Source organism: Streptomyces sp. NPDC030814, from assembly GCF_055572155.1.
In genome coordinates this window covers 51,442-72,657 of the sequence record NZ_JBVIDX010000028.1, presented here as the reverse complement: position 1 = coordinate 72,657, position 21,216 = coordinate 51,442, and the positions used below count along the sequence as shown (strand labels likewise).

General features: G+C 68.3%; 20 protein-coding genes. 10 read left to right on the top strand and 10 right to left on the bottom strand.

The genetic code is table 11. The annotated features are described in order from the left end of the window. The first annotated feature begins 38 nt into the window (after positions 1-38). On the top strand, positions 39-221 hold the full coding sequence (locus ACZ43N_RS36435; RefSeq protein ID WP_468103335.1) for a hypothetical protein: 183 nt from the start codon (positions 39-41) through the stop codon (positions 219-221). A 146-nt stretch (positions 222-367) separates the two neighbouring features. Here the strand turns inward: ACZ43N_RS36435 and tpg are convergent, their stop codons facing one another. Both tpg and tap read right to left on the bottom strand, forming a co-directional pair. Then, a complete protein-coding gene (gene tpg, locus ACZ43N_RS36430; protein WP_468103334.1) occupies positions 368-925 on the bottom strand; it encodes a telomere-protecting terminal protein Tpg in 558 nt (185 codons plus the stop codon). A gap of 6 nt (positions 926-931) precedes the next feature. After that, positions 932-3,127, bottom strand: a complete 2,196-nt coding sequence (gene tap, locus ACZ43N_RS36425) for a telomere-associated protein Tap (protein WP_468103333.1) — start codon at positions 3,125-3,127, stop codon at positions 932-934. A gap of 243 nt (positions 3,128-3,370) precedes the next feature. Here tap and ACZ43N_RS36420 point away from each other — a divergent pair, with 243 nt between their 5' ends. Then, positions 3,371-3,706: a hypothetical protein gene (locus ACZ43N_RS36420; RefSeq protein WP_468103332.1), complete on the top strand. Its 336-nt coding sequence runs from the start codon at positions 3,371-3,373 to the stop codon at positions 3,704-3,706. 20 nt (positions 3,707-3,726) lie between these two features. Here the strand turns inward: ACZ43N_RS36420 and ACZ43N_RS36415 are convergent, their stop codons facing one another. Next, positions 3,727-3,918: a hypothetical protein gene (locus ACZ43N_RS36415; RefSeq protein ID WP_024126132.1), complete on the bottom strand. Its 192-nt coding sequence runs from the start codon at positions 3,916-3,918 to the stop codon at positions 3,727-3,729. A gap of 121 nt (positions 3,919-4,039) precedes the next feature. On the opposite strand from ACZ43N_RS36415, the gene ACZ43N_RS36410 reads away from it, so the two are divergent. Then, positions 4,040-6,544 carry a hypothetical protein gene (locus tag ACZ43N_RS36410; RefSeq protein WP_468103331.1) on the top strand — a complete coding sequence of 835 codons (2,505 nt, stop codon included), beginning with the start codon at positions 4,040-4,042 and terminating at the stop codon, positions 6,542-6,544. A 333-nt stretch (positions 6,545-6,877) separates the two neighbouring features. Here ACZ43N_RS36410 and ACZ43N_RS36405 read toward each other — a convergent pair whose 3' ends face one another. Further along, positions 6,878-7,072 (bottom strand): hypothetical protein, encoded by a 195-nt coding sequence (locus ACZ43N_RS36405; RefSeq protein WP_468103330.1) that lies wholly within the window; start codon positions 7,070-7,072, stop codon positions 6,878-6,880. A 130-nt stretch (positions 7,073-7,202) separates the two neighbouring features. Between ACZ43N_RS36405 and ACZ43N_RS36400 the strand changes: the two genes are divergently transcribed. Beyond that, positions 7,203-8,306 (top strand): three-Cys-motif partner protein TcmP, encoded by a 1,104-nt coding sequence (locus ACZ43N_RS36400; protein ID WP_468103329.1) that lies wholly within the window; start codon positions 7,203-7,205, stop codon positions 8,304-8,306. Here ACZ43N_RS36400 and ACZ43N_RS36395 read toward each other — a convergent pair. Next, on the bottom strand, positions 8,293-9,048 hold the full coding sequence (locus tag ACZ43N_RS36395; RefSeq protein WP_468103328.1) for a DUF5131 family protein: 756 nt from the start codon (positions 9,046-9,048) through the stop codon (positions 8,293-8,295). The genes ACZ43N_RS36400 and ACZ43N_RS36395 overlap by 14 nt on opposite strands. A gap of 807 nt (positions 9,049-9,855) precedes the next feature. Between ACZ43N_RS36395 and ACZ43N_RS36390 the strand changes: the two genes are divergently transcribed. The 4 genes from ACZ43N_RS36390 to ACZ43N_RS36375 all read left to right on the top strand — a co-directional run bounded on the left by ACZ43N_RS36390 (position 9,856) and on the right by ACZ43N_RS36375 (position 12,707). Next, entirely contained in the window at positions 9,856-10,773 is a 918-nt protein-coding gene (locus ACZ43N_RS36390) for a hypothetical protein (protein WP_468103327.1), read from the top strand. Beyond that, positions 10,770-11,570, top strand: a complete 801-nt coding sequence (locus ACZ43N_RS36385; protein ID WP_468103326.1) for a hypothetical protein — start codon at positions 10,770-10,772, stop codon at positions 11,568-11,570. The genes ACZ43N_RS36390 and ACZ43N_RS36385 overlap by 4 nt, the downstream gene beginning before the upstream one ends. Continuing rightward, positions 11,567-12,121: a hypothetical protein gene (locus tag ACZ43N_RS36380; protein ID WP_468103325.1), complete on the top strand. Its 555-nt coding sequence runs from the start codon at positions 11,567-11,569 to the stop codon at positions 12,119-12,121. Before ACZ43N_RS36385 ends, ACZ43N_RS36380 begins: the two co-directional genes overlap by 4 nt. 190 nt (positions 12,122-12,311) lie before the next feature. Then, positions 12,312-12,707: a hypothetical protein gene (locus ACZ43N_RS36375; RefSeq protein WP_468103324.1), complete on the top strand. Its 396-nt coding sequence runs from the start codon at positions 12,312-12,314 to the stop codon at positions 12,705-12,707. A 93-nt stretch (positions 12,708-12,800) separates the two neighbouring features. Here the strand turns inward: ACZ43N_RS36375 and ACZ43N_RS36370 are convergent, their stop codons facing one another. From ACZ43N_RS36370 to ACZ43N_RS36355, 4 genes are all read right to left on the bottom strand, one after another. After that, a complete protein-coding gene (locus ACZ43N_RS36370; RefSeq protein ID WP_468103323.1) occupies positions 12,801-13,823 on the bottom strand; it encodes a hypothetical protein in 1,023 nt (340 codons plus the stop codon). A 704-nt stretch (positions 13,824-14,527) separates the two neighbouring features. Then, entirely contained in the window at positions 14,528-15,025 is a 498-nt protein-coding gene (locus tag ACZ43N_RS36365; protein WP_468103322.1) for a lamin tail domain-containing protein, read from the bottom strand. A gap of 811 nt (positions 15,026-15,836) precedes the next feature. After that, positions 15,837-16,034 (bottom strand): hypothetical protein, encoded by a 198-nt coding sequence (locus tag ACZ43N_RS36360; protein ID WP_468103321.1) that lies wholly within the window; start codon positions 16,032-16,034, stop codon positions 15,837-15,839. Next, positions 16,031-17,434: a hypothetical protein gene (locus ACZ43N_RS36355; RefSeq protein ID WP_468103320.1), complete on the bottom strand. Its 1,404-nt coding sequence runs from the start codon at positions 17,432-17,434 to the stop codon at positions 16,031-16,033. Before ACZ43N_RS36355 ends, ACZ43N_RS36360 begins: the two co-directional genes overlap by 4 nt. A gap of 369 nt (positions 17,435-17,803) precedes the next feature. Here ACZ43N_RS36355 and ACZ43N_RS36350 point away from each other — a divergent pair, with 369 nt between their 5' ends. Both ACZ43N_RS36350 and ACZ43N_RS36345 read left to right on the top strand, forming a co-directional pair. Beyond that, the gene (locus ACZ43N_RS36350) at positions 17,804-18,364 is read left to right on the top strand and encodes a hypothetical protein (protein ID WP_468103384.1); all 561 of its coding nucleotides are present in this window, start codon (positions 17,804-17,806) and stop codon (positions 18,362-18,364) included. 27 nt (positions 18,365-18,391) lie between these two features. Further along, the gene (locus tag ACZ43N_RS36345) at positions 18,392-19,294 is read left to right on the top strand and encodes a DUF4231 domain-containing protein (RefSeq protein ID WP_468103319.1); all 903 of its coding nucleotides are present in this window, start codon (positions 18,392-18,394) and stop codon (positions 19,292-19,294) included. 144 nt (positions 19,295-19,438) lie between these two features. On the opposite strand, the gene ACZ43N_RS36340 is transcribed toward ACZ43N_RS36345, so the two are convergent. Further along, positions 19,439-20,782, bottom strand: coding sequence for a hypothetical protein (locus ACZ43N_RS36340; protein ID WP_468103318.1), 1,344 nt, complete (start codon positions 20,780-20,782; stop codon positions 19,439-19,441). Between the last annotated feature and the right edge of the window lie 434 nt (positions 20,783-21,216).

The following is a 21,216-nucleotide window of genomic DNA, read 5'->3' as shown; positions in this document are numbered from 1 at the left end:
CGCCCGGGCCGTCACGACCTCCACGGGGAGTTCACGCGATGAGCCCGCTGCAGATCCTGTCCCTCCTGCTCGCCCTGTCCACGGCCCTCAACATCGGGTTCACCGCGGGCCTGCTCGCCCGCCGGACCGGCGTCGGCATCCCGCAGGCGGCCCTCACCGGCGCGGGCGCCGCGGCCACCGCGCTGGGCATCTACTTCGCCGCCGTCGGCGCCTACAACTGATCACGCTCGTATCGCAGACGGCCGCCGACCGCGTGCATGAGCGGCGGCACATCAACGAGCGGGCCCTGATCCGGTGCATGGATCAGGGCCCGCTCTTCGTATGGGGCTTCACGCCAGAGATCGCAGACGTGCGGCACGTCGGGCGATTACAGCTCGATCTGGATGTGCTCCACGTCGGTGAACTCCACACCCAGGCCCGAGGCTCGGGTGTTGCCCGCGCGGAAGTACATCTCCGCCAGGCCCTCGGCTGCGATGCGCTGGAGCTGCTGCTCGTTGGCGCCGGCGTCACGGGCCTCGAACAACCGGTCCGCCCAGCGCGGCGGCAGAGCCTGGGTGATGTCGCGGATCCGGGCGTCGTCGGTCGTGCCCGGCGCGGCGGTGAACCCAAAGCGGGCCCGGGTGGAGACGACCAGGCCGGCGGTGGTCGCGGCCTTCTTCTTCGCCTTTGCGCGGATCTGCGGCTGCCACCGCCGCTTCACCTCGCGCTCTATGCGCTCGCGCAGGTCGCGGCGGGGCCGCTTGAACTTGCCCGCCACGTACCGCTCCACGGTGCGCTGGGAGATCCCGAGGACCTCGGCAGCGGCCTTGGTGCCCTTGAGCTGCTTGACCAGGTACTTCATCTGCGCCTGGGCGCTCTGCGGGATGCGGCGGGTGAAGGCGCCCTCCAGGGCGGCGTCCAGGCTGTCCCCGATCGAGTCGGCCATGCCCTGCTACTCCCCTTCTCCGGCGCTCTGGTCGGTCTTGATGAGGTTGGAGAGGTTGAACACGGCGCCCGCCTCTTCGAACTGGGCTTCGGCCCACAGCACGGTCTGGGTGCCCTGGTGCTTGACCATGCCTGGCGATACACCGAGCCGGAACGTGCCCGGCACCGGCTTGCCCTCGTCTGTGTACGGCAGGACGTCCAGCGGGGAGGGACCGGTGGAGGGGTAGACGATGCAGTCCGTGCCGATGGCGACGGGGTAGTGGCCGGTCGCGGCGGCGGTCTTGAGGATCTTGCGGTGCATCCCGACCCGGACGGTGGACAGGACGGCGGCCCGGATGTCGGGGCGCCAGGTCTCCCGCTTCAGCGCCGGCCACGGCTCGTAGTACGGCACCTGGCCCCGGCTGCGCTGCCGCAGCTTGCCGATGCCACCCTTCGCTGTGGACTTGATCGCGTTCAGCAGCAGCGCCATGGTCGGGTCGACCTGCTTGTGCACGGCCATCGCGTCCAGGAACTCCTGGCCGCCCATTTTCGTGGTGACGCCGAGGTCGGCCATGGTCTCTACGTAGGCGTCGCGCAGCCGGTTGTACCAGGGGTCCAGGTAGCGGCCGGACTCCAGGCGTACATGCGCCTCGAGCGGCGCGACCTTGAAGCCGAGCTCCTGCGCGTAGGCGATGGTGGGGGTGGCGTACCAGGCCGGGCCGGTCGGGCGGTCGCCCTTCGGCGTGAACGGCGAGGGCAGCAGGTCGCCGTCGAGGGTGCGCCCGTCGATCTGCACGCGGGACAGGTCGACGTGGGAGAGGTCGACCAGCCACGAGCCGGGGACCTTGGGGTCGAACGCCGGACGGTTCTTCAGGTGGGTGGGGGCGCCCAGGCCGACGGTGAGGCCGTTGGTGGCGGCCGCGAACGCCATGTTGACGTCGATCGCGACCAGGTACGGCAGCATGCACTCGTCATCGGTCAGCTCACGGCACCAGTCGTACGGCTCTTCCATCAGTATCTCTGCTGGGGTCCGCAGGTGGTGGCGCTCGAACTTGCCCTTGAGAATCGGGTGCTCGTCCGGCACCTCGCACTCCACGGGCTCGTACACCGCCGTGAGCGCGTCGGCGTTGAACGCCCGCTCGAACTCGCCGGTGGCCTCGTTCTTCTCCGCGCGGGTCGGCGGCCGCAGCGCGGTCATCAGCTCGAGGCCGGTCGTCGACGTGGTGCCGCGCGGCGTCATCACCCGCTGCGCGTACGTGCCGAGATACCGGGCGAGGTCGGCCGGGTGCATGCCCGGCAGCTGCGGGTCGTCCTTCTTGTCCCACTCCCGCGCGTCCAGCGCGTTCCAGGACGGGATACACAGCTGCACGCAGCGCCGACGTGAGCCCTCCGGGGCGCGGAAGACGCGTGCCCAGGGCCCCAGCCCGCGCTGGGTGAGCTGCAGTCCGGTCCGCTGGAGCTGCTTGACGACCTTGTGGCTGTCCTTGAGCCGGCCCGCACGCCGCTCCTCATCCGACAGCGCGGCGGGCAGGCCGTAGCGCTCCAGCGCGGCCGGGGTGAGGACCAGGATCGGGTCGGCGTCACGACCGTTGCGGTGCAGGCGAGCCTGACCGAGCTTCGCCTCGGTGATCGTCCAGTCGACCAGCGCGGGCAACGACTTGGCGTGCACGTCCAGGACCAGGCCGCCGACACAGTACGCCGACACCTGCCCGTCCTGGGCGGCGTCGATGACCGCTAGCGGGCCGTTCTCGAAGCGCGGGTCCACGGCGGCCGCCGTGGTCTTCTTCGCCACCGCCTTCTTCGCACCCGGGCGCCGCGACGACGGGGCGGGCCTGGCGGTGCTGCTCGCCGCCACCTTCGGGCGGGACGGCGGGGCGGCGGCGGGCGCCGGGGTCGGCTCCGGGGTCGGGCCGGTGAACGCTTGCGGGACCACGGGTGCCGGGGCAGCGGCGGGCGCGTCGGCGGTCGGGGCTGGGAAGCGGGCGGCGAGGCCCTCGAGGAGCCGGGCGTACGCGGCGCGCTTCGGCGGCCGCGGTTCGGTCCGGCCGGTCTCCCAGTTCCCCACGGCCTCCCGGCGGGCGTCCAGCGCATTGGCGATCTGCGCCTGGCTCAGGCCGGCCGCCTCACGCAGACGCTTGCGCTCCGCGGGGACTGGCAGATCATCCTGCGCGACTTGCTCCAGCAGAGCATCGACGGCGCTGAACAGCTCGTTCTCGGTGGACACAGAGGTCACCTCCGATAGGCATCATACCCCAATCGCGCATTGATTCGCGCATCCAATCGCCCATGAATCGCGCACATAGTTGGGGTGCAACACGTGGCAGGTAAGCGACGTAACGGCTGTTCGCACAGGTCAGGGCACGGACAGCATGGGAAGTCCCGATGCGGCGGCATGGCGACGTTGCAGAATCCGGGCCTGCCGCCAGGCTGAGCACGTCTGACCCGCAGGGTGATTGGGAGCTCCACCGTGTCCGTCGCGTTCCGCATCAGCGGCTGCCTGTGCCGCAAGAACATCCCGCTCGCCGGGGGCGTCATCGCCCTCGATGGCGAGGGGCAGCGGCGTTACCCAAATATGCGCGGCACCCTCGCCTGCGAGCGGTGCGTCATCGACTACGGCTGGAACTGCTGCACCACGACCAAGGGCGGCTTCCCCGTCGGGCACGTCGCCGCGCCCGACGGGGAAGCCGACGTCGACTCCGGGAGCCACCACCTGGAGCACGGCACCCACCGTGCCCTGGTGACGCTCTATCCCCCGCTCCGGCTTGTTCCAGGGAGCGGAGCCGTACCTGCTCCGTACGAGTAGGACAGCATCCGTCTGGCGATTCAAGCGAACAGTGCTGCGAGGGCCGCGGTCACGGTCGCGGCGAGAGTGAGGACCGCTGTGAAGGCGGCGGCGGCCCGGGTGAGTGCGGTGGGGTACGTGGCGCCCTCCATGCGGGCGAGTTTGCCTGCGCCGGCGGCGGCCAGCAGTGCGACGACGATCACGAGCGCGGTGGTCAGAAGGACGACGGCCACGAGGACTCCCGATGAGTGGTGGGGCGTTGACGTGGTCGAAGGTCATGGAACCGGTGTTCGCCGGGGTTCGCTGGGACGAGAATGAACACCGGCGAACACATCGGGGCCTCGGGGAAGGTACATGGACGAGCAGAACGGCCACAGCCCGCAACTCACTGAACTGCGCGGGAGACTGGCCGACGGGCTTGCCCGGGCCCGGTTGAACCAGACCCAGCTGGCCCGGCGGGCGGGTCTGGGACGGACCACCGTCTCGGAGGCGCTCTCTCCTCAGAAGCCGGTGCCGTCCGCGGAGACGGTGGCGGCGCTGTCGCGCGCACTGCAGCTGCCCGCGGCAGAAATGCTGGCCTTGCAGCGCACCGCGGTGCAGCAAGCGGGCACAAGTACGACAGAGGGGCCGGGCCGCCCCATTGGAGAGTGGGCGCCGCATGACCTGGAGGTCCACCGGGCCGGACCCGGCCCGACGGCCGCGGGCTCCGACATGTCTGCAGAGCGGGCTTGGCCCGCCTATGTGCGCCGCGAGCATGACCGGGTGCTGGACAAAGCAGTCGATGACACCATGGCCGGCCGCAGTCGGATCATGGTGCTGGTGGGCGCCTCCTCGACGGGCAAGACACGGGCGTGCTGGGAGGCCGTCCAACCTCTTGCCGATCAGGGGTGGCGGTTGTGGCATCCCTTCGACCCGACCAGGGCGCAGGCCGCGTTGGAGCAGCTGCACCGCGTCGGGCCCCGGACGGTGGTGTGGCTGAACGAGGCCCAGCATTACCTCGGCGACCGGGCAGTAGGTGAGCAGATCGCGGCAGCCGTGCACCGTCTGCTGGTCAGCCGGGGGCGCGGGCCCGTGTTGGTGCTGGGCACGCTCTGGCCCGAGTACGCCACCCAGTACACGGCTCTGCCCATACCGGCCGAGCCGGATCGGCACAGTCGAGTACGAGAGTTACTCGCCGGCCACCTCTTGGCAGTACCCGATGCCTTTGACGCCCCGGCCCTGGCCGCGGCCAGGGCCCTCGCCAAGGATGGCGACTGGCTGCTGGCCGACGCCCTCACCCGTGCACACGCCGACGGCCGGATCACCCAGGACCTGGCCGGTGCTCCCGAGCTCCTCAACCGCTACCAGCATGCTGGCCCAGCCGCCAAGGCACTGCTGCAGGCCGCGATGGACGCGCGCCGCCTCGGCGTCGGCTTGCACCTCCCCCAGGCCTTCCTCACTGATGCCGCCACTGACTACCTCAGCCAGAGCGACTACGACCAGCTCACCGACGGTTGGGCAGAACAGGCATACGCCGAACTCGCCAAGCCTGTCCACGGCAAACAAGCTCCCTTACGACAGACCTCCCCCCGCCCCGTGCGACGCCCGCCCGCCCCTGCCTCCGCCACCACCACGGGTGCAGAGGCAGGAAGAGGACCTCAGTTCCGGCTCGCCGACTACCTCGAGCAACACGGCCGCACCAGCCGCCGTCACCTGTGCCCACCTGCATCCTTCTGGCATGCCGCCCTCACCCATCTCGCTCACCCCGATGACCTGAACCGCGTCGCGGATGAAGCTGAGAAGCGCCTTCGGCTGCAGTGGGCTCACCACTTGCGCCACAAAGCCGCCGCCCACGGAAGCCCGGTGGCCTTGGTCCTACTAGCGGTGTTGCGTGCAGAGGCCGGGGACCCAGACGGCGCCGAAGTCTTAGCCCGGCAGGCCGCCGGCCATGGCGACACCGACGCCTTGCGCCAGTTGGCGATGATGCGGGAGGAAGGCGGGGACCGGGATGGAGCCGAAGCACTGCTTCGCCAAGCCGCCGATCACGGCGACACCGACGCCTTGCATCGATTGGCGATGATGCGGGAGGAAGGCGGGGACCGGGATGGAGCCGAAGCACTGCTTCGCCAAGCCGCCGGCCTCGGCGACACCGACGCCCTGCACCAACTCGCTGAGATGCGGGAGGAAGCCGGGGACCGAGATGGCGCCGAAGCCTTGATCCAGCAGGCCGCCGACCACGGCGACACCGACGCCCTGCACCAACTGGCGGTGACCCACGAACTCGCCGGGGACCGGGACGGTGCCGAAGCCCTGGCCCGGAAGACCGTCGTCTACGGCGACGCCATCGCCCTGTGCCGACTGGCGGTGATGCGGGAATCGGCCGGGGACCGGGCGAGCGCGGAAACCTTGGCCCGGCAGGCCGCCGACCACAGCGACACCAACGCCTTGCGTCAGTTGGCGATGATGCGGGAGAAAGCCGGGGACCGGGATGGCGCCGAAGCCCTGAGCCAGCAGGCCGCCGACAGCGGTGACACCATCGCCCTGTGCCAGCTGGCGGTGATACGGGAGAAGGCCGGGGACCGGGCAAGCGCGGAAACACTGGCCCGGCAGGCCGCCGACCACGGCGACACCAACGCCCTGCACCAACTGGCGGTGATGCGGGAATCTGCCGGGGACCGGGCAAACGCGACAATCCTGGCCCGGGACGTTGCCGACTACGGCGGAGCCTCTGTCGAATACGAACACACGGCCTGGGCATCGATGCTCCGCATACGATGGCCACACGGTATGGACCCGGACGGCACTCCGACGGCCCCCTGGGAAGCGACGATGGATATCCCCCACAGCCCACTCGCACCATTCCACGCTTCAACGCCATAGGCATGCTGCCACTTCGCGGTTCGTTAACCCGGTGCTGGTCACGGCGCGCATAAGGCTCGAGCACGCCCACGAAACACCAGCCAAGGCCGTCTAGCGCGCTCGGATGACGCCCCTCGCTCGCTGGTCGTCATGGAATCGGCAGGCAGTGGTGCTGCGTCCCTGTACAGGCACACATGGACGCCGTCCTGGGGCCCCCTGGCCGCTGGCGGCAGCCCCGGTCCTCGGCGACGTTGTCCTGATCGACTACAGCTGGAACTTCTGCACAACGACCGAGAGCGGCTTCGTCGACGGCCACGTCGCCGCGGCCTGGCGGCGGCGCTGAAGTGGAACCTGCTAGATCGAGGCCGGCGCGTCGTCCGCGACGGCGTCCGGCTCGGGTAACGCCCGGTGGGACATCGCGCGCATCACGGCGACCTGCCGCTCCACCGCTTCCGCGATGGCCAGGTCCAGCCGGGACGGCACCGCAACATCCTGATGCGCGGCGAGCGCGCGGCGGTAGCCCTCGCACGCCGTCTCCCGCCTCCTCACCGGGCCCATGGAGGCGTCGGCCGGGGCCCAAGCGCGCGCACTTCAGATGTCCGTCTGGAACGCGTTCTGGCGCCGTGTAGTTACTCAGCGGACAATCTGTGCAACATTCTGCTGTCCGAGGGGGGTCGGAATGGGTGTTCTGTGGCCGCTGGAACCGGCAACGGGAGCCAAACACCGGTTGTACAAGCACTACTTCGACGCGTGGTGGCCGATCCTTCTCCAGCCCAGTCCCCGCTCCGGCGGCAGCTGGCCGAAGGTGACGTTCCTTGATGCTTTCGCGGGACCAGGCCGCTACGAGACGGGAGAAGAAGGCTCCCCCGTGTTCAACCTGCGGGGGCTTTTGAACCACAACCACCTGGACAGGATGGGCTTGTCCCGGGAACGGGTGCAGCTGATCTTCATCGAGAAGGACCGCGCCACGTATGAGCACCTGGTTAGAGAGCTGTATGAGAACTTCGGTCCGCTGGACCAGTTGCCCGTGCGGGTGGAGGTGCGCTGCGGAGAGGCGGGCCAAGACAGCGACCGGCTGCTGACTGAGCTGGATGCCTGGGGTCACCCGATCCTGGGGGTCTTCGACAGCTGGGGCAACGTCAACACTCCCCTGTCCGTGATGGCCCGTATCGCGGCGAACCCGGCCAGCGAGGTCATCGTTACCTTCGGGCCGAACTGGTTCAGCCGGCGCAAAGAACTAAACGAGGACATCGTCGACGGCGTGTTCGGCGGCCGGGAGCACTGGAGGCATGTGGCCGCGGCCCGTGACAGCGAAGAAATGTGGCGGGCCTGGCTGGACAGCTACCGTGCCGCTCTGCAGCGGGTCGGCTTCGAGTACCGCCTGCAGTTCGAGGTCGTGCCGAGGACAGGACAACCGCTGTATCTGGTCTACGGGACCAAGCACCCGCGTGGTGTGGAGGTGATGAAGGACGCCATGTGGCGGGTCGACAAGAGCGACGGCATGCGCTTCAGGGACCCCCGCGTGCGCAACGCTGTCGCACTCGGGCAGGTCTCCCTGTTCGATGACGGCGAAGTGATCGACCCCGAGTTGCTCGCCCTCGTCCAGCAGCGGCTGAGCCAGGGGCCCGTCAGTCTCGAAGAGCTGGGGCAGTGGCTCCTGCTGGAGACGTCGCAGTGGCGTGCCCGGGACGCGAAGAAGGCCGTGCAGGACCTGGACGGAGACGGCCAGGTGATCATTCCTGCCGGCCGTCTCACCAAAGCCAGTGTGGTCAGCCTGCGGTGACGCTTTCCCGGGCCGGCATCTGATCCCAGGTGCGCCCTTCGAGCTCGCGGCCGAGAGTCTTGGGCGTGCGGCCGCCCCACTGCTTGAAGAAGAACGCCACCCCGGCATCCGTGCACACGTCGCGGATGCCGGTCACCCACTCCTCTTCCACTGGCCTAAAACGCGGCCCGGACTCGCCGCCCGCGATGACCCAGTCGATGCCAGTGACGTCCAGACCATCCAGCGGCCCCAGCAGCGGCTCACACGACAGGAAGCGGACGGCTGCCGGAACGCGGCGCAGGTCGTCGATTCGGGCAAGCTCCTTGGCGCTCTCCACCGACACGCCCATCCATACATTCGCCGGCCAGTCCAGCTTGCCCGCGACCTGCCGCAGCCGACGCGCCCGCTTGGTCAGCACCTGATAGGTGTGCTGGGGAGTATCGGCCATCACCTGGAATACCTGCCGTACGAAGTCCAGCGGCACCCGGGCGTGGAACAGGTCCGACATCGAGTTCACGAACACCGTGCGGGGGCTGCGCCAGCCGTACGGAACCCGTAGGGCGTCCGGATGCACCGTCAGCCCGAAGCCCGGTCCCGATGTCCGCGGATCCCCGTCATTTTGGTACTTGGTTTGCCCCATCGCCTTGAGGCGCTTGGCCAGCGTCATGGCATAGCAGTTGTCGCACCCCGGCGAGACCTGGTCACATCCGGTCGTGGGGTTCCACGTGGCCTCTGTCCACTCGATCGCGCTGCGGTCGCTCACCGGACACCCCTCCCTATGCCGCGCCCGCCGGCCCGCGCGGCCGCGATCTGCTGCGTGTCCAACGAGGCGTCACCTCGCCGGACACCGACATCCAACCACCGGCCCTGTGGCGCGGGCGGCCAAACCGCATAAATAGAACGTGTGGACGATACCTTGCGGGAGGAAGCACTTACGAGAGTGCCAACTCGCTGGATAGCCGCCGCTCATGCCTGCCCTCAGGGGGCGTAGCAGAGCCCCAGGGGCCCGAGGCCAGCCAGGCGCTGCATCTGGTCCACGAACCGCTCGGTGAACAGCCGGCGGGTTGTAGCGACCGACATGGTCGAACACCACCTGGTGATCACGAGCGACGGCGCGTGCGCCACTCCAGAACCTGCTTGCGGGTCAGGTCCTCGAGGACGAGTTGCTGCCTGGTGGACGTCGCTGTCGACCGGATCGGGCACGGTTACCGAACGCGGCGAGGGCAGGACGACCTGCGCCACGGGCGCGGCCGGGACGGCGGCCAGCCGTGCGGCTTCGGCGTGAGCCTTGGCGGCGGCCTGCCGGGCGCGGATCTGCTCCCACTCGTGCTGGCAAGAGTCGCGCGGGGCGGTATCGGCGTTTGTCCCGTCGGCCGTTCACCGCCCTTCATCCGTCTGGGCGAACAATACGAAGCCGCGCATCCGCACATATGGAAGTTGCTGCGGGCGAATGAAGGGTTCTGTTCCTGCTACAAATGCGCCGCACTGAGGAATGTGAGTGCTCCGTCTGGGGTGCGGTGTAACTCGGACGCCGTACACGGTGTCGGTGGCTGCTTCTAACTTCGGCGGCATGAACTTCTGGGATGAGCCGGGCCGTGAACTGCACAATGCGGTCTTGCCGGAGAGTGCTGTTCGTGATGCATGGGATCAGCTAAATGCTGCTGAGTCCCGGGGAGTGGCTGCCGCGTGCGCAGCGCGCCTGTCCAAGGGTGACCTCATCCTGGCCCTTGCGCGCTCGGCCTCTGATCCGGCCGAGGTCCGTCGTGTCCTGGAGGAATTCGCCCGTGCCTGCACCATCAGCTTTGACACGGTGGACCAATATCGGCGGGTGTCTGCCTGGTACACACCGGACCGCCGGGAGGCCATGGAAGAGACCGGCGGTGCCGCCTCGTACACCGTGCTGCGCGAGGTTGCGCTCCAGACTTTCGGCGAGGCCGATCCGCACGCCCGGTTCGATGCCCTCCTGGCTGCGCTGCGGGAGACGGCGGCCTGCGGAGGTGCCCCTTTGACCGGCCCGGCCTACCGCAAGCGTCTCGGTGTCCCGGCCGCGCGGCAAGCCAGCGGCATCTCACCCATAGATGCCGCGGCGCGGCCTGACGAGCAGCTAGTTGCGGGCGTACTGCAGGCAGTCGCTGAGGACCCGCAGGGTCCTGCCCAGTTCTTCGGCGTTCTGGCTGCCGAGGGAGGCCTGGAGGCGTTGGAAAGCGCCTCCTTGATGCTCCGCAGGGCGAAGGCCGACGCCCGCACCCAGGAGGAAAGGGTCTTCGGGAAAGAGGAGCCTTCCGCGCTCGAGATCACCCTGCGGCTAGTGCTGCGAACCATGAAAGCACTGGAGAAATCAATGGATCTCGATCCAGCCCAGATTGTGTCCGTCCTGCCGCCCGAACAATTCGCGGCTCTGAACCGGGTGTGCGGGTCAGTGACGCAATGGCACGAGCTTCTGCTTGCAGCAGCGCGAGCAGCAGAATCAGGAAAGGAAGTGGCATGAGCTACCACACCATCGAACATCAGGGAACCGTGTACGCGGGGCCGTCCGAGTACGAGCGGGAGGACCAGGAAGCAGCCTTGGCGCTCTTCATGGACATGAACGACGCCAGCGCCCAATACCCCAACAATCCCGCCGCCGTCGTGGAGTACATCCGCGGCAAGCTGCCGAAGCCGACCGCGGACAACGCCGCCTACGCGGAGATCGAGCAGATCCGTCACCTGAGCGCGCTGGTCCGGCAGTTCAAGGCAGCCTGGGCAGCGCGGGCCCGTGACGAGCGCGGTCCCCAGCTGCCACCGCACAAGGTCGACAAGCCCGAGCCGCTGCCGGAGAAGCTGGTTCCCGGCCAGCGCGTGGAGATGGTCGACCCCAAGTCCGGAGAGGTCATCGAGGTCATCGTCCCGCCCCAGTCGCAGGTCGACGACGAACCGAAGGTCAACACGACCGCGGTCCAGCTGAACGCCGCCCGCTCCCACTGCTACGAGCAGCTCAGCAGCCTCGCCCGCCGCCTGGAGTCGTTGGCGCAGATCAAGGACAGCGATCTCGTCGCGGAGGCGATGCGCAAGGTGAAGGAGTGCGACGACACGATCAGATCCATCAACCGGCAGTCAAAGCAGATGCGTGGCTACTACGACGTGCTGGAACTGGTGGCCGCCGCACACCCCCGCCACCCGGAGGGAGCCAGCGTCGAAGACATCGTCCAGTCCGAGGCGATCAACCTGCGTGCGTACGGCTTGAGCCGCAGGAAACTGCGAGAATTCCTCGCCGCCTTCGCATCCACCGGGCAGGTCGCCGCATGACCTCCTCACCCCGCCACTTCCCCCTCGTGACGCACCCCACGGGCACCACGGCGGAACGGAAGCTGTGGACCCTGAGCTACCAGCGGGTCGTCGGGTCCGCACGCTCAGAGATGCGCAGCCACGGCGGCCGCCGACGCCTGGACGTGTGGGGGCGCGACGGCACGAAAATCGAGTTCCAGCAGTCCAAAGACAGCGTCCCCAATACCCACAGCAAGGAGCTGTCCCACGCCACAGGACTCATGTGGGTCTTCTGCGCCATCAACCAGCACTTCACCGAAGACCTCGTCATCACCTCGCGGCAAGGACCTCGGGCCAACTTCTCCTGGTCCCGGCCGTGGAAGCTCATCGCAACCTGCAACGCCCACGTCCTGCTGGACTTGGGCCTCTCGCCGCAGATCGGCGACCACGTCCTCCTCGAAGTCGACCACTTCGAGCTCGGCAGCGGCGCTGCTACCGGAACCGGCGTTTTGCGTGACGCCCAGGAATTCTGTCACTGGATGAGGGACGGCCATCCCTTGCTCCCGTACTCCTGGACGCCACGCGCAGCTTGAACACATTCCAGCGAGCACACCCTCGGCAGCCGCCAACCCGCGGCTGCCGACACACTCACCAAGCCGCCCACCACGGATATCACGCGGCCGACCCAGTCCCCCTGGCCTTCACCACGGCGTGTCCATCGTCGACGCGGTGCTCGGGTCAAACCGGCCCGAGTACCGCGCGGCCAAGCAGGAGACCGGACACATGCCTGCCAAACAGACCACCGCCTCCCCCTCCCTCACCCGGCCTGACCCGGACATCGCACACCTAGCCCGCAGCCGCGAACTGCCCGAGCAGGACAGTTTTCACGAACCCGCCTACGACGTCCTGATCCTCAAAGAGATCCACCTCCATGTACGGCAGCTCGGCCTGCCCATCCCCGTCCGCCCCACTGCTCCCGCACTGCTGACCGTCCTGCGCGATGCCGAACAGCACAGCAGTGGCTACGAACGGCACCTCATCGGCTACGCCGCGGCCAACCTCGACGCGGCCACCTGGATCGGCCAGGATTCGGAGGAGGGCCGGCTCCGCCTGGCCACCGCACTCGACTATCTGACCCGAGCCGCCGACATTTCCGCCCCGGAGACACCGGGACGGTAGCGGCTGAGCGCCGACCCGGCCACCCGATTGCTTGGGCACGCTCAACTCTGGCTCGGGCTCGGAGTACGGCAGCCGCGTGGGCCGCTTCGGCTATCAGTTCACGGAGTACGCCTTCTCGCCCACCATGAAGGGCGCGTCGGTCGGGCCTTTGATGTAGGGGCCGCGCCAGATGAGGCGGTGCTCCTGGGCGCTGGGGTACCACTGTCGGACTTTGTGCATCCGGACGGTCCATCGGTGGTGGTAGACCCGGCTCGTCTCGGCGTCCTCCGCCGAACGTTGTGCGGGCACCTGGTGGGCGAGGCGGATGACGCGGACGTCGGGGTCAGCCGGTTGTGTCCCAGGTCGGTTCCGGGGGCTGTCCTCGCCGGGTTCCGCCGGGGCGCCGAGGACTGTGACGCCTTGGGCGGCGAGCCGCCAGAACGCGAACGCGTAGCGGGCGGCGAAGTCGTCGTAGGTGTCCGTGATCCGCCCGCCGTCCCACTGCCCTTCCTCCGGCGGCTGTGTGTTGTGCTGGGCGACCTGGTTCAGGACGGTATTGAGCCTGCGGTGTTCTTCGGAGAGATCGGCGTGCTGCTCGCTGTGCTCGGCGGTGAGGGCGCCGTCCGCCCGCAGTCCGTAGATTCCGTCAGGAACGAGTGGAGGAAGCGGAGACCCGGCAGCGCGCGCCTGGGAGACAGCAAGGCGCCAGGACTCCGGCTGTACGGGGCCGTCCCGGTCCATGAAGCACGTGAGCTGGATCCCCGGGTACTGGGCATCGGGCAGGACCTGGTCCTGGGTGACGAACTGCCAGCCGAACGCGCGGATGTCGGAGAGCGAGCCGCCCCTGTTCTCCACCACGACCGGCTCCGGCAGTACCAGTAGCCCTGTCGGCATGGGGATGTCCCTGTCCTTGGTGAGGGTGGCGACGTCAGCGGGCTCCAGGGTGGCGGCCGCCGCCATGACCGCCGCGTGCGCGGCTGGCGAGATGACGAGGACCTCGGCGCTGTCGAGAAGCTGCAGAACCTGCCGGATCTGCCACCGCGCCGCCTCAATGGGGCTGGACGGCCACGGCCGCCGCATCCCCTGCTTGCCGAACATCATCGCGAACGCCATGTTCTCGCGGTGCTGTTCAGGCACGTTGCTGTGGTGGAGCACGGTGCGTAATTCCGTCATCCGGTTGGTTGCGTTCGACGCCATCATCGTGCGCACCCACGTGTTGTCCTGCAGGAGCCGACGGGTATCAGCTCGTGTCTGGTGCGCAGCACGGGCCGCCTTGGTAGCACTCCACGTCGTCGAGGTGTCACGGCTGCGCTGCTTCTTACCCCGGCTCGCCTTGCCCACGATCTTCCCCTCCCGGTCGCTCCGACAGGTGCTACCCGAGGCTTTCCGCCGGGACACCGCAAGGATCCGGACGGTACGACAGAAGTTCTGCTCCACCGCGGCCTACAGGGCAACCCGGGCCAGGTACCGATGACCTACTCAGGCTGCATCCTTGAGAGCCAGCTCCGCGCCACGATGGCGACCACAGTGAGCAGTACCACGATGACCGCGAGCGCGGCGGGCGGTACGTAGACGGGCACGGCAGACGCAAGATCCGTCGCGGTGACCTCGGATATAGCCGGACTTCCAGGTGACTCGCACCGACGGCTCCGCCACCAGCTGGCCGTGCAGCTCACCGCCGGCCGACGGAGCCGACTCTTCGCGGCACGCCACGAACATCAGCTTGGCAGCCAACGCGCGAAGCACGGGCTCCGGGCAGCTCCAGAAGCGCTGCTTATTCGGCACGGACGAGGTCCGGGCAGCCCGCAGTTGGACACAGCGACGACCGGCTGCGGCTGAGCTCAGTTGTGGTAGCGGATGTAGCCGTCTCCATCGGGGTCGGATCCGCTCTTGGTGTAGGAATGCACGTCTGCCCGGCTGCCGGAGGGCTTGTACAGATAGATGGTGTCGCGGTCGTTGTTCCACAGGAAGTTGCAGTTGTCGCGGTAGACGACGTTGTACTTGTCGGAGTCGGTGCCGTGGCCGCCGCGCAGCTTCACGTAGTCGCCGGGCTCCAGGTAGTGGTTGGCGGTGAAGGTGAAGCGGTTGCCGGTGGCGTCCTTGACGACGTAGCCCTTGAGGTTGACGGTCGCTGTGGTCGAGTAGTTCTTGACCGTCACGTACTCGGCGGCCGTGTTGCCGCTCGTGCAGCTGTTGGAGTCGCGGCCGGGTGCGTCGTACTGCACGCCGCGGACCTTGAGCGCCGAGCTGTACTCGGCGGCCTGAGCCGATACCGCGGGGACCAGCGCGGCAACGGCGCCGGCGGTGACGGCTGCGGCCAGGATGGAACGCTTACGCAAGAGGGTGCTCCTCCACAGTGGAATCAACGGTGCTGCACGTGGAGGACTTCCAAGCGCCTGTGACGGTTGCATACGGGAGGGGCTGACACCCATTCGGGTGACAATCTGGCGGCTCGCTGAACGAACGGTGACGCGGTGATGCAGGTGGGCTTCGAAGCGCTGGGGCAGACGGTCGTCGTCGCGTGCGTTCAAGCGCGGGCAGCGCAGATGGCGCCCGGTCAAACCGGGAGGCCACCGTCATGTGTTCTCAGCAGGATGGTGTGGGGCGCCGAAGTCCCGGTCGGTGAGCGCCCCGAGTGGAGGTCGCGTCGCAGCGGCAGGCCGGCGCGTGGGGTACACCGCGCACCGGGGGCTCGCCACAGTCTTCGCCAGCACGGCTGGGACACCGCGCTGGCGCAGGAGGCCGGCAAGCTCGGCCGACGAGGTCCGTAAGGGCGATCCACCTCCCGGTGCCAGGCCGAGTGCGACGGAGCGGGAAGTGAGCGATCACCCGTTCCCAATACCGTCCCCGGTCTTGCGGCGGGTGAGCCGGTTGGCAAGTCGCTTCACCTTCCGGCGGACCTGCTCGCCGGCGACCTCCGGCTGTGGGACGCCGACGAACCGAGCAGCTTCGGGCCACGCGCCGAGATTCGTACAGCGGGCGTGACGTACACCGAGCTCGCTCCGGACCTCGCCCTCCCCTGCAACGGCGAGGCCCGGCCACTACTCTCCGCGACCAACTGTGTACTCGGTGCCCCAAGCCCGCGACAGGGCCGCGACGCGCATCGCACCTCACGGCGTCGGCCCGGGCGCGCTGTTCGCCCGAGCCGGCTCAGCCGATCACAGACCGGGCGAAGGCCACGGTGCCGACGAAGGCTCCTCCAGCAGCCAGCACCGCGACAGCCCAGGGGTTCCCTGCCAGCACGGTCAGCACGCCGGCGGCCACGGCGATCTGCATGCCCAGCATCAAGATGACCGCGGCCCGTACGGTCATCAGCGGCTCCTGCGACCGGTCGGACGGCGTACTCACGGGAGCTCCCGGCGGCTGTTCTCGCGCCTGCGCCACTCCTTGCCGAGGCGGATCAGTTTGCGGCGGGCCCGCTCTCCTTGCGCCTCATCCTGTTGCACCAGATCCGATGCCTTGGGCCATGGCAGGGGGTGGTTCTCCGACCAGGCACGGACTACGGCCTGTTCCTGCTCGTTGAGCTGGCCGGCCACATACCGTACGGGGGCGGTCTCGAACTGCTGGGCCCACGGAACGACGCGAGGGATCACCAGATCCTCCGGTCCGGGCACGGTGTCCCGCTGCTCCCACCCGGCTGGGATGTAACCGATCGAGGCACCACGGATCTGGTGATCGCGCTCAAAGTCGCAGCCCTGGCGGGCGTACCGGATCAGGACCCTGCGCACCGACTGGTCATCGGTGAGGTCGGCCTCCTGCTCCCAGGCGCGCTCGAACATCGCAACAGCCAGGGCCTGACAGTGGTCCTCCAGCACCGGCCACAGGCGCAGGCAGCGGCGCAGGAAGTCCTTCATCGGCTCGGTGTCGCCCTTCATATAGGCGTCGAAGGCGTAGCGGGCCTCGGCAAGGACGGACGGCTTCAGTTGCTTCGCCCAGTCGGCGACGGAGCGGACGCCGGCGAAGAGGTCGGCCACATGGCCGCCGATGAGGTCCGTCAGCGGCGGGCGGGCGCGGAGGATCTCCTGCACCATCTGCGGCAGTCCCACCTGGATGGCGAATCCGTTCGGTGCCAGCGTCCCGGCGATCTTCGAGAGGCTGGTGAGGGGCGGAATCAGAGCCGGGAGGCCTTTGAACGCCGGGGCCAGGCCGACCTGCGATCGACGAATCAGTTCACCGAGACCGGCCAGCGGCTGGAAGGCGTTAGCCATCGACGACAGACGGATGGCGGGTCCCAGCATGCTTGCCAGGCTGTTGATCTGGGGTTCCATCACGGACAAGGCCGTCCTGGCCGGGTTGAGGCCGTCCAGCAGCCCCAGTGTGTTCACAGCGGAGGTCTGCAGTACCGAATTCGCGGCCTCGGACAGCGAGGGGACCTGGGGCTGCACGCTGACCAGCGCCGACAGCGCGGCATTGCGGGTCCCCAGCCCGTCCAGCAGCGACTGGCCGACCATCTCTTTGATGTTGGGAAGCCGGGGGACTGGCAGCTCGATATTGGCGATGGCCGGGGCCAGGCCGAAGTTCGTCAGGCCGGTGAACGCGCTGAGCATCGTGCCGAGACCGGCCAATGGCTGGAAGGAGTCGCTGATGCCGGACAAGAAGGAAGCCGTGTCCACAACGTCAGCCAGGCTGCCCGAGTCCAGGACGGCGTCGTCAAGCGGCGGGAAGACACCGTGGTCCAGGTCGAGCGTGTCCGTCGGTGCTGCAGGTCCGGCGTCGCCCGGCTCGTCGAGAGCCACGGCTTCGGGCACGCCGCATCCTTCCACTGAGGGGGCGAGCAGTGGTCCTGCTGCCTCGGACGGTCCTGCAGCAGGGCGCTGAGCGGCGTCCTCGGGTGCCGAGTCCGGCGTTGAAACCGCAGGCATCTCGGGCCTCCTTTGTCGCTTGGGTAAGTCTGTTCACCTACCTGCGGCGGGAGAGAGCTGATCCGGCACTCAATTTCCCGACGCCCGATGTGATTCACGCCACAACGGGCTGTCTGGCGGCCTTCCCCTGCCACCAGCCAAGCCCTCCACTCGAAGGGGCTGGCCGATCATCGCCCTGACACCGCATCACACCGCGTGGCAGGGTCGGCTGTGATCACGAACAGCTGAGATGAGGGGGCTTCCGTGGACGTGCGGATGTGGGACGCACTGGTCGGCGTAGCAAAGAGCGCGTACGCCGCCTCGCTGAGCGAGGGCACGGTCCCGCGCCCGCTCATCATGCCGCTGGTGCGCGGCGAACTGGTCGGGATGATCTGGGTCCGCCCGCTCAAGGTCGGCCAGGACGCGCTCACCGGGATCGCGGAACTCTCGAACATCGCCGCGGCCGCCCGCGCGGACGAGGTGGTCCTGGCCTGGGAGACCCACGACGTCGCCACCGCCTGCGAGCTCCCAGTCGTCGGCCCGGCGCCGTGCCTGAACATGGTGCTCGCCACCCGGGACGGGCACGTCCTGCACCAGTTCCCCTACAACGGACAGCTCCTGTCCCGCAGCCCCGAGGGCTGGGCGTCGGTCGCCCCGGACTGGAGGCCGGCCCCTGCGCCGCAGCCCGGCGGCGAACTGGTGCCACCCATCCAGGCCGCGGTGAACTACTCCTTCACTCCCATCGAGATGGACCACCCCAACCCGTTCGGCGTCACCGTCGTGCTGATGGAAGAGGACGGCTACCGCATCAGCCTGACCGAAGCGTTCGCCCCCTGAGCCGGCGCATGAGAGAAAGGAGAATCCGTGCCCCGCAGTCTCGATGACGACGCACCCCGCCGTATGAGCGATGCCGAAGAAGCGCTCAGTGCCGAACAGCGGGAGACCGCCGACAACGAACGGACCACACTGCGCAACCTTCGACAGATCGTGAGGAACCTGGAACGAGGCGTAACCCGCCGCAGACGAAGAAGGTTCCACCAGTTCGTGATGCTGCTCATCGCAGCCGCTTCCTTTCTGACTGGTGCCCTCTGGACGGCCCTGTTCTGGGGCTCCCCTTCTGAGTTCGTCCGCGTCGACATCGTCTGCGGCGCGCTGCTGCTGCTTTCCGGTGCAGCAGCTCTCATGGCAGGGAAGGGCCAGACAAGCGCCACCCTGGGCGACCTTGAGGAAGCTCTGGACACCAACCGTGATTCCCTGCGGTTCTTGAGCGCGCTCTACCACCCGACCGTGCAGGAAAGGCGCAGTTTCTACAGGGAGGATGTCGCCGGAGTCATTGAGCAGCACCGGACCGATAGCCGCAAGTACCGACGTGTCCACAACACGCTGCAGAACCTCATCATGATCGGTTCCGCGTCCACAACGGTCGTCGCGGCTCTGGATACCCGCAACCAGTACACGTGGCAGAACATCACCATCGTGTCCATCGGCTTCACCGTCACGGTGGCAGCCGCGTTCACCGGCTACTACAAATACCGCGAGCGCAGCTACTTCCTACTCCAGACCGCCGACGCTATCGAGGAAGAAGCCAACGCCTTCACGCTTGGCATCGGCCCCTACAGCGAATACGGCGAGGACCGGGAAGCCGAGGCACTGAAGCTGTTCACCCAACGTGTCGAGGACCATCGCAACGAGCAGCGCCGCCGCCAGCAGCAGCTGGACCAGCCCGCCGACCATGCCGCCCCCTCAAGCCAGCCGCCGGCGGCCTGACCCGGCCTCAGCCCCGCCGCTGGCCTCCTTGGCGCTCGGACCGAACGGGCTGGGGCATCGGCAGGTCAAACCATGTACAAGCGGATGCGGTGGAGGGTCCCCCGGCATGCGGTGCGGCCGCAGCTGATGCATGCCGGGGTATAGCTACAGCAGCCTGCCCGGCTGCGCCTCCGGATGGCGGACGACCTGCCGCAGCCGCTTTTCCACCTCGTACCGGTTGAGACCTTGCGACCTTGCGTGCCTGGTGACAGCAGCCTGCACAGACTCAGCGGCGTCGAGCCACACCCGGCGCTGCCGGTCACGCTCCTCGTTGTCATCGAGCTGGTGTAGCTGAAGATGAGCGTCATCGGCCGCCTGCTGCAACGCAACGAGCTCATCGGGCAGACCGCTTGGGTGCAGCGTGGGGTTGGGGCCTGGCTGAGGACCTGTCACAGGCTGGACGGGTGCCGTCTCAGCAGGGGGAGGAGCATGCTGGGCCGGGACTCGGGCTGCGGGAAGCTCCGGGACAGAGGCCGGAGCCTTCGGGGCATGGGACGGCTTGCAGGTCGGCCGGTTACGGCTGGCATGAGCAGGGGTGTCGGGCTCCTGGATGGGCGGCAGCTTGGTGTCGTCGCTGCGTAGATCCTCGAGGCGGTCGCGGTCAGTGTCAGTGACCCAGAAGCGGTGGGTCGTGCCGCCGACGCGGAACTGCACCGGCACGACGGTGCCAGCCGCCGTCCGGCGCACCAGGTCATCGAACAAGACGTCACGCGGCTTCGGCGTGGCATGGAAGCGACCGCACCGGCGCACGCCGTCCGGGCAGGGGTACAGGGCGCGGATGTCGCAGCGCCAGAAGTCCAGGGCACGGAAGCCCGAGACGACGCGCAGATCACCGGTCTTGGCGATCACATAGGCGGGCAGGTTGTCACTGCGGGTCCACTGCGTGTCGTTGCGGCGTGCGTAGTCAGCCCGATCGGTGTGCCAGGCAGGAGTGATCCCGTTCTTCTCGGCCTTCCCCGCACGGGCCCGGACGCTGCGAGGCCCGTCGGTACCAGCGGAGGACAGCTGGACCTCCCAGCCGATGCGCAGTCCGTGGGCTCCTTCGACGAGCGTGTCGGTCTGGATCCAACTGCGGCCCACGCGGGTGCGGACCTCGCTGTCGCCGTGGAAGCCGCCTTCGACCGCGGCTCGCAGGATCCGTTCCTGGTACGCCTTGTGCTCGTCACTGACGGGGACGATGTGGCGCTCTTCGTCTTCTCGCCGTTCGTGAACGGCTTCGCGCCGACCGTTGGCCCGCAGGCGCAGGTACATCGGCGCCTCCACGCCGGCCTCCTGGCACACGCCTCCGCACTGCAGATCGCGTTCGGCGACCGGAACCCCGCGGGCGGCGTACATCTTGTCCATGCGGTAGACCATGTCCCAGAGCCCAGAATGTTCCTCGTGCCCGAGGTCATCCTTGTTCAGGTCCAGATGGATGCGCAGTTTCGTATGCCAGACGATGTTGGCCAACCCACTACCTGCCCTTCTGCATGAAATGCCAAGGGTGATCGGGCCCTCGCGGCGCTACCGGAAGGCCGGCCCCAGCCGCTACCAAAGCCACGGTAGGGGGCAGCACTGACAACGGGGCATGCCGTGTTACTGCGCATCGCCTGGCACCGTCTCCGGCGGAGGGACCGTGCGCTGGTTGAGCTGCGCCGTTCGTCGGAACCGGCGACCCACGCGGTCGCTCCCCGCACCCAGGCCCACCACCTCGGTACGAGTAGGGGCAGGATGCAGGTCGCTCCTCACACGTACGAGCCCGAGGGGGGCGGCTGCCGCCGCCCTGGGCTGAGCTCGCGCATCACCCGGCTATGCCGGTCGGCGGCCGGAGGCGCTGGGGTTCACCGCCCCAGCGAGGCGGCGTACGGTCTGGGGATCCGGGCGCGCCCAGGGTCGTTAATGGG

What these genes read in the sequence shown, in the direction of transcription:
- ACZ43N_RS36435 (WP_468103335.1), top strand. Translation starts at nt 39, where the DNA reads ATGAGCCCGCTGCAGATCCTGTCCCTCCTGCTCGCCCTGTCCACGGCC.
- tpg (WP_468103334.1), bottom strand. Translation starts at nt 925, where the DNA reads ATGGCCGACTCGATCGGGGACAGCCTGGACGCCGCCCTGGAGGGCGCC.
- ACZ43N_RS36410 (WP_468103331.1), top strand. Translation starts at nt 4,040, where the DNA reads ATGGACGAGCAGAACGGCCACAGCCCGCAACTCACTGAACTGCGCGGG.
- ACZ43N_RS36400 (WP_468103329.1), top strand. Translation starts at nt 7,203, where the DNA reads ATGGGTGTTCTGTGGCCGCTGGAACCGGCAACGGGAGCCAAACACCGG.
- ACZ43N_RS36390 (WP_468103327.1), top strand. Translation starts at nt 9,856, where the DNA reads ATGAACTTCTGGGATGAGCCGGGCCGTGAACTGCACAATGCGGTCTTG.
- ACZ43N_RS36385 (WP_468103326.1), top strand. Translation starts at nt 10,770, where the DNA reads ATGAGCTACCACACCATCGAACATCAGGGAACCGTGTACGCGGGGCCG.
- ACZ43N_RS36380 (WP_468103325.1), top strand. Translation starts at nt 11,567, where the DNA reads ATGACCTCCTCACCCCGCCACTTCCCCCTCGTGACGCACCCCACGGGC.
- ACZ43N_RS36375 (WP_468103324.1), top strand. Translation starts at nt 12,312, where the DNA reads ATGCCTGCCAAACAGACCACCGCCTCCCCCTCCCTCACCCGGCCTGAC.
- ACZ43N_RS36350 (WP_468103384.1), top strand. Translation starts at nt 17,804, where the DNA reads ATGTGGGACGCACTGGTCGGCGTAGCAAAGAGCGCGTACGCCGCCTCG.